The sequence below is a fragment of the Pseudorhodobacter sp. genome (assembly GCF_030452865.1).
Classification (GTDB): domain Bacteria; phylum Pseudomonadota; class Alphaproteobacteria; order Rhodobacterales; family Rhodobacteraceae; genus Pseudorhodobacter.
In genome coordinates this window covers 1-1865 of the sequence record NZ_JAKDLJ010000548.1, presented here as the reverse complement: position 1 = coordinate 1865, position 1865 = coordinate 1, and the positions used below count along the sequence as shown (strand labels likewise).

Genomic DNA, 1865 nt, shown 5'->3' with positions numbered 1-1865 from the left:
CTTCATGGTCCTGCACCCGTTCGGGGATACGCGGGATGAATTTCGGCCATTGCAGGTCTTTGCGGCTGTCGAGCACCAGTTCTTTCAGGTCAGCGACACCCAGCAACCCGCGCACTTCCACCATATCGGCGGTGGTGACGTGCAGTTCCTGCATGATCAGTGCGCGCAACTCCTGCGGTGCGCCCGCACTGATCTTCAGGCGGATCACCTCGCCGCGTCGACGGCGTTTCAGCGCGGTTTCAAACTCCCGCACAAGGTCTTCGGCCTCATCCTCCACTTCCAGATCAGAATCGCGCAGCACGCGAAAGGTGCAATGGCCCTTATCGGTATAGCCGGGGAACAGCACGTCGAGGTGCAGCAGCAGCAACTCCTCCAGCAACAGAAACCGGTTTTCGCCATGTTTGGCGGGAAGCGGTACGAAGCGGTCAATCTGTTGCGGGATCGGCAGAAGCGCAAGCAAGGCACGCTTGTCACTGGCGCGCTGCAATTCCAGCGCAAGGCAAAAGCCGGTGTTGGGGATGAACGGGAAGGGATGCGCCGGATCAATCGCCAAAGGCGACAGGATCGGGAATACATTGTCGATGAAATGCGGCTCCAGATGTTTCAAATCGCGGGTCGTCAGCTTCGACCGGGTAACGATGGTGATACCTTGTGCATCTAACTGCTTTTTCAGCTTGTTCAGGACCACTTGCTGGGTTTGCAGCAGATGGCGCGCATCATCATTGATCAGCGTCAGTTGTTCACCGGGGCTGCGCCCGTCTTCCGACATCCGGGTCTTGCCGCCCCGCAACAGCGCCCGTAAACCTGCGACGCGAACGGTATAGAACTCATCGAGATTTGTTGCGGAGATTGACAGGAACCGCAAGCGTTCCAGTAACGGCACGCCGGGGTTCGACGCCTCCTCCAACACGCGCCAGTTGAAGGCGAGCCAGCTCAGTTCCCGATTGAAAAAGCGCCGTGGGCTGGTGGCCAAGCTGCCATTCACCGCGACGGCTTCTGGGAAAGGGGATTTGAGGAAATCGGCCTGTGTCATCGCGCTGGAAAATGGTCCTTTGGTGTTAAGCCTGCGTCACAACCTTTGCCTGCCTGTCACCCCTTGTCCAGTAGGCTTGCAGCAAGCGCGCGATTGACCGGACTGCCTTGGGCAAGGCTTGCGGCGTCAATCGCTGCCACCAGAGCGCGCGCGGCGTCGAAGCTGCGTTCCATCCTTGGCAGAAGATAGGCGATCAGGGTCGGCGTGACGGTGATCTGGCGATCCGAGAACAGTTTTATCAGTACCGCCGACAACAGGGCATCATCCGGCGATTCAATCCGCGCGATCGACGTGGCCTGCACCCGGCTTTCCAGATCCGGCAGCGTCAGCCCCCAATCACGCGGCGGGTGGCGTGCCGTCAGCAAAAGTGCCGCCCCGTTTGCCGCGAGCATGTTGTGCAGGTGGAACAATGCCTCCTGCGCGCCTGCGTTTTGCGCAAGGCTGTCGCAATCCTCCACCGCAACCGCGCCTGATTGCCCGAGTGAGGGGAGAGCGGCACCGCCGAGCGCCGTTGCCTTGATGATGCGAGCGCCGCCGGCCATATCGGTCCAGACCTGGGTTAGATGGGTTTTGCCCGATCCGGCAGGGCCGATCAGCAGGTGCTTGCCACCCGGCCAATCCCGCCAGCCATCGAGCGCCGCCAACGCCTGCGCGTTGGAGGCGGAGACGAAGAAATCAGCCCGCCCCAGCGCGGCACGAAACGGCAGATCAAAGGCGAGTTGCCCGCTCACGAAACCGCCTGTTCTTCCTGTTCGGCTTTCAACTCCGCCTCAGGATGGATCGGGATGGTGTCAACGCCAAGATAGAGCATACTGTTTTGATACTGCTCAAT

The 1865-nt window shown here is 60.4% G+C and carries 1 protein-coding gene and 1 pseudogene; both read right to left on the bottom strand.

Annotated features, from left to right (window positions below; translation table 11 throughout):
- A pseudogene (locus tag L0H65_RS19285) lies at window positions 1–1033 on the bottom strand (RNA degradosome polyphosphate kinase); the annotation flags it as partial.
- 56 nt (window positions 1034–1089) lie between these two features.
- Complete coding sequence (locus L0H65_RS19280) at window positions 1090–1764, bottom strand: DnaA/Hda family protein (protein ID WP_301460806.1); 675 nt, start codon at window positions 1762–1764, stop codon at window positions 1090–1092.
- Window positions 1765–1865 lie beyond the last annotated feature (101 nt).